The sequence below is a fragment of the Protofrankia sp. Cr1 genome (assembly GCF_963555865.1).
Lineage (GTDB): Bacteria > Actinomycetota > Actinomycetes > Frankiales > Frankiaceae > Protofrankia.
The window spans coordinates 1-5,673 of the sequence record NZ_CAUVXO010000330.1 but is presented as its reverse complement, the minus strand read 5'-3'; the positions used below and the strand labels follow the sequence as shown (position 1 = coordinate 5,673).

The 5,673-nt window shown below is 69.4% G+C and carries 4 protein-coding genes and 1 pseudogene; 4 read left to right on the top strand and 1 reads right to left on the bottom strand.

The window, feature by feature from the left end:
- Nucleotides 1–1,178, top strand: a 1,178-nt coding sequence (locus U9980_RS20495) for a sensor histidine kinase (protein ID WP_322769402.1), incomplete at its 5' end; no start/stop codon positions are given.
- Nucleotides 1,171–1,821, top strand: a complete 651-nt coding sequence (locus U9980_RS20490) for a response regulator transcription factor (protein ID WP_322769401.1) — start codon at nt 1,171–1,173, stop codon at nt 1,819–1,821. The genes U9980_RS20495 and U9980_RS20490, both read left to right, overlap by 8 nt.
- A gap of 97 nt (nt 1,822–1,918) precedes the next feature.
- Here the strand turns inward: U9980_RS20490 and U9980_RS20485 are convergent.
- Nucleotides 1,919–2,343 (bottom strand): annotated as a pseudogene (locus U9980_RS20485) (DDE-type integrase/transposase/recombinase); the annotation flags it as partial.
- A 180-nt stretch (nt 2,344–2,523) separates the two neighbouring features.
- On the opposite strand from U9980_RS20485, the gene U9980_RS20480 reads away from it, so the two are divergent.
- A complete protein-coding gene (locus tag U9980_RS20480) occupies nt 2,524–3,972 on the top strand; it encodes a DHA2 family efflux MFS transporter permease subunit (protein ID WP_322769400.1) in 1,449 nt (482 codons plus the stop codon).
- A gap of 268 nt (nt 3,973–4,240) precedes the next feature.
- On the top strand, nt 4,241–5,443 hold the full coding sequence (locus tag U9980_RS20475) for an ISAs1 family transposase (RefSeq protein ID WP_322769399.1): 1,203 nt from the start codon (nt 4,241–4,243) through the stop codon (nt 5,441–5,443).
- Nucleotides 5,444–5,673: the final 230 nt, after the last annotated feature.

Here is a 5,673-nt window from a genome sequence, read left to right as displayed (position 1 = left end):
GGTTCAGTCGAGCCAGAGACGCGGCGCTGCTGGCGGTCGTCGCCGCCGCCGCGGGGCTGGCCAGCCTCGCCAGCGCGGACGTGACCCCGTCCGCCGGCCAGGTCCGTATCGACGCGGCAATCGGCGCGCAGGCGGCCGCGGTCGCCGTGTTGGCGCTGCGTCGGCGGGCGCCGGCCGTGGTTGCGGTGGCGGCGATCGGGCTGAGCCTTCTGGCCGGGTGCCTCGCGGCGCACCTGGCCGCGGTCAGCCCGGTGCCCGCGATCGCCGCCGCCAGCTTCTTCATTGTGCGTGGAAGCGGCCCGTGGCAGACCTTCAGCGTGGCCGCTGGGGCCGGGGCCGCGGCTGTGGGGCTGGCGACCCTGGGCACCGCGGCTTCCCGGCCGTCCGCGGCGGCCAGCGCCTTGGTCCTGCTCGCGGCGGCGATCAGCCTTGCCCTGTACATCGACCAACGCCATACGCTGCTGGAAGCCGAACGGGACCGGGCCGACCGGGCCGAACACGAGCGGGCTCTGACCGCCCGCCAGGCAGTGTTGGAGGAAAGGATCCGGATCGCCGCCGACCTGCACGACGTGGTCGGTCATTATGTCGCGCTTCTCGTCGTGCAGGCCGGCGCCGCAACTGCCGCCGCCGATGACCTGACCCAGGTGCGCGGCCTGCTCGTCAGCATGGCTGGTACCGGTCGGCAGGCGATGAGCGAGCTGCGACGCCTCGTCGGTATCCTGCACAGCGACCCGGCGCACCAGGAAACAGACGGCCGCCTTCACGAGCCGCTGGCGCCCGCGGCAGCCGGCCTTACCGACCTGCCGGGTCTCCTAGACCGGGTCCGCGCGGCGGGTCTACCTTGCGAACTCCACGTCATCGGGCCCCCCAGCGAGGTTCCAACCGTGGTCGGCCAGGCAGTGAACCGCATCGTGATGGAGGGACTGACCAACGTGGCCAGACACGCCGGGCTCGTCCCCACTGCCGTCACGATCACCTACACGCTGGACGAGGTCCGCGTTCACATCCTCAACCACACGGCGTCGACCCGCACTGAGGCCACCGGCGGCGGACGCGGCCTCGCGGGCATGCACGCCCGGGTTGACCTGCTCGGCGGGCAGCTCACCGCCGGTCCCGACGCCGAACGCGCAACCTGGTCCCTCCACGCCCGGATCCCCACCGGACTCGGCCGTGACTGACCCGATCAGAATCCTCGTCGTCGATGACCAGCCACTGATGCGTCAGGGATTCCGTCTGATCCTTGATGCCCAGCCCGACCTCACCGTCGTCGGGGAAGCCGGCAACGGCGCCGACGCCGTTGAGCTTGCCCGCGATCTGCGGCCCGACGTCGTGCTCATGGACATCCGGATGCCGATCCTCGACGGCATCACCGCCACCAGCCAGATGGCAGGCGTGAAGGTCCTCGTGCTGACCACCTTCGGCGAAGACGAATACGTCGACCGGGCCTTGATCGCCGGCGCCAGCGGCTTCCTGCTCAAGGACGCCACCCCCGACCAGCTCGTCGCGGCGGTCCGGACCGCCGCCAGAGGCGATGTCATCCTCGACCCGTCGGTCACCCGCCGGCTCCTCGACCGTGTTCTACCGGGCCTCGCTAAATCCGCCGCCGTGTCCAACCCGCCACCCGCCGTGCTGAGCCCCAGGGAAACCGAAATCCTCCGCCTCGTCGGCCAAGGGCTGTCCAACCGCGAAATTGCCCACACCCTCACCCTCGCCGAACCCACCGTCAAAAGTCACGTTTCCCACATCCTCACCAAACTCGACCTCCGCGACCGGGTACACGCGGTGCTCTACGCCCACCACCACGGACTCATCCAGACATGACCTCTAACGCCGATTTCCACGCAGGAAGTTCGGGGCAACCTGTCAGGCGAAGTCGAAGTGCAGGGTCCGTCCGTGGCTGACCAATGCTGTTGGGCGGGGCGAGCTCGATGAACGCGGCCGTGAGTCGTTGATGGGGATCGGCGTCGGCGTCGGCGGCGGCGGCGGCGAGTTCGTAGTGGCCACGGCGGAGGTTCTGGACGAACGCGTGCCCGGTGCCGACTGTCTGGGCCGAGCGGAGACGTTTCAGCCCGCGCATCGGCCGCAGTCGTGCCTTCAACCGGCCGCGGTCGGCTTCGATCTGGTGGTTGGCGTACCGGGCGTCGACGTGGTGGGCCGCGGGGAGCTGTTCGTCGAGGACCCGCGGATAGGAGGCGGCCCGGTCGGTGGTCACCTCGGCCGGGCGGCGGCCGTGGGACAGGGCCAGGTGAAGAACCGGCGGGCCGCGGCGAGGTCGCGTTTCTCGGAGGCGAGGACGTCGACGACCTAGCCGAACTGGTCGATCGGCCGGTCGAGGTAGGTCCAGACGAGGACGCATCATTCGATCATGCCCGATCGGCCGCACCTGGCTGCCGCGCCTGACCAACGCAACAGGGCAGTCGTAGGTCTTACCGAGCATGCCCTCAGTGCAGCTGTCACGCTTGCATGATAAAAGCTTGTCAAGTATGTTCCGCATGCATCATGCAACCTACTGAGGAGGTCAACGTGTCTACCGGCGCGAATCCGCCTGTTGCCCACCGAGGCTGGACACTCGTCCTCGCCTCGCTTGGCGTCTTCATGACTGCACTGGACACGCTCGTTGTCGCGAACTCGCTTCCGGCGCTCCGCGAGAGCCTGCACGCGAACCTCGGTGACCTGGAGTGGACGGTGAACGCGTACAACCTGTCGTTCGCCGTGGCGCTGTTGACTGGTGCCGCCCTTGGCGATCGGTACGGACGGAAGCGGATGTACGGGATCGGCCTGCTCGCGTTCACCGTCGCCTCCGCCGCGGCGGCGCTGTCGCCGAGCGTGGGCGCGCTGATCGCGGCCCGCGGTGTGCAGGGAGCCGCGGCCGCCCTCGTCATGCCGATGACCCTCACCTTGATCAGCGAGGCGTTCCCGGCCGACAAACGCGGCGCTGCCATCGGACTGTGGGGCGGCATCACCGGCCTGGCGGTCGCGTTGGGCCCGGTCATCGGCGGTGCCATCGTCGGCGGCATCAGCTGGCACTGGATCTTCTGGCTCAACGTCCCGATCGGCTTGGCGCTGATTCCGCTGGCCGCGTTCCGCCTGACCGAAAGCCACGGCCCCCGATCGCAGCTCGACGTCGTCGGGCTCCTGCTCGCTGCCGCCGGATTCTTCGGCATCACCTGGGGACTGGTCCGAGCGAACAGCGTCGGCTGGGGCAGCGCCGAGACCGCCACCGCCTTGGTCGTCGGCGGGGCCCTCGTCGTGGCATTCCTCGTCTGGGAACGGCGCACCGCGACGCCGATGCTATCCGCGGAGCTGTTCCGGTCCCGCAGCTTCAACGCCGCCAACGGCGTCAGTTTCTTCATGTACGCCTCGCTGTTCGGCGTGCTGTTCTTGATGATGCAGTTCTTGCAGATCGGGCTCGGATACTCCCCGCTGGCTGCGGGGCTGCGGACCTTGCCCTGGACCGGGGCGCCGATGCTGGTTGCCCCGATCGCCGGTGCGCTGGCCGACCGGTTCGGCAACAAGCCGTTCATGGTTGGCGGGCTGGCATTGCAAGCCGCTGGGCTGGGGTGGATCGCCACGATCGCCAAGCCGGGAATGGCTTACACCCAGCTCGCTGTGGCGCTCGGCGTCGCCGGCGTCGGCATCTCACTGTGCTTCCCGACCGTCGCCAACGCCGTCGTCGGATCCGTCCCGGCCGCGGAGATGGGCATCGCCTCCGGCACCAACAGCTCGCTGCGGGAAATCGGCGGTGTGTTCGGCATCGCCCTGCTCGCTACTGTTTTTGCCCACCCCGGCGACTACACCGCCACGGACACATTCATCCATAACTTCAAGAATGCTGTATGGCTCGGCGCCGCTTTCGCCGTGATCGGTGTCGCCGCTGCGGTTGCCCTCCCGGGACGTAGTCACATCGAATCCGAACTGTCCCAGCCAGCCCACGACACCGATCTCGCTGTCGCAGGCGAGTCGGTCGCATGACGAGCCGCGAGTTCCCGTTTCGGCGGCAACGTCTGCCACCTCGATCCCGTCGCTTGGCTCGGACAGGCGGGCCTGGCCGCCAGGGCTCCGGCACGTTTGAGGTTTGACGTGTAGATCCGGGTTGGCGGAGTCTGCCGGGTTGGTGCGGGTGGTGGCGTTTGCGCGGGTGGACACGGTGAGGTCACGTGTCGCGGAGAAAGGGACAGGCACGTCACTTGTAGATCACGGAGGTGTCTAACGTCTTCGTGGTCTGGGGTGCGGCGTGCCTGTGGACATATTGTCGCGCGCCGTCGTCGGCGTGGTGGGAGCCGGCGGCGTGTCGGGTGAGGGAATCTGGGAGCGGCTGGCGACGGTGCCGCATCCTCGCGCGCGCAGGGGGTTGATCTACCTGCTGCCGACGCTGATCGCGGTGTGGCTGTGCGCGTTGACGGCGCCGGGGCATGACCGGGTGGCCGCGGTGACCGAGTGGCTCGCGGGCACCAGCGACGAGGAACGGCGCCGGCTGCGGCTGCCGTGGGACCCACGCGACAGCTACCGGCTGCCGGACGAGTCGACGATCCGGCGGATGCTGGCGGCGGTCGACGACGCGCGGCTTGCCGTGGCGCTGCTGGACCTGCCTCCCACGGTGGCGGTGGTTGAGGAACGGGATCCGCCTGCCGGCGGGGCGGCTACGGTCGTCGCGCAGAGCCTGGCGCTGGTGGGGGCGGTCGCGGTCGATGGGAAGACGAGCCGGGGCGCGAAGCGCGCGGACGGACGCCAGGTCCATCTGCTGGGGGCCGTGACCCATGGGGACGGGCTGCTCGTCGGTCAGCGCGAGGTCGACGCCAAGAGCAACGAGACCACCGCGTTCCGGCCTCTGCTCACGCCCCTCGACCTCGAAGAGAAGATCGTCACCTTCGATGCTCTGCACACGGTGCGGGCCAACCTCGACTGGCTGGTCACCGAGAAGAAAGCCCACTACCTCGACGTGATCAAGGGCAACCAGTCGACGCTGAAGGCGTTCCTGGCCGCGCTGCCCTGGGCCGGCGTCCCGACCGGCGACACCACCCGCGGCCACGGCCGCGACGAGACCCGGACCCTCAAGGTCGCCACCGTCACTCACCTCGACTTCCCGCACGCCGACCAGGCGATCCGCATCCAGCGCTGGCGTCAGGAAAAGGGCCGACCCGCCACCCGCGAAACCGTCTACGCGGTCACCGACGCGACCGCGCGGCAGGCGGGACCCGCTCTGCTCGCAGACCTCGCCCGCGGGCACTGGCACATCGAGGTCAAGCAGCACTACGTCCGGGACGTGGCCTTCGGTGAGGACGCCAGTACCAGCCGGGCCGGCCGCGCCCCCGCCGTCCTCGCGATCTTCCGCGCGGCCGTCATCAACGCGCTCCGCCGCGCCCGCCGCCACCGCTACATCCCAGGCGGTCGCCGTGCCCACAAGACCGCCACCGCCGCGCTCAACCTCCACGACTCCCCATGACAAGCCAAACGAGCCGCCGACGCAGCCGATCTCAGCACAAGCCGGTCAGAACGCGAACGTGCCGGAGCCCTGGCCTGGCCGCAGGAAGGCGCAATCTTGTTTCGGGAACGACTTCCGTCTGTCGCGGCCGGGCCGTTGGGCGATGTCGGAACGTCGGCTGCATGGTGTGATCGCCCGCCGCTAGTTGTGATGTCAGCGTGTTCCGCAGTGGTCTCGGGTCAGGCGAGCGC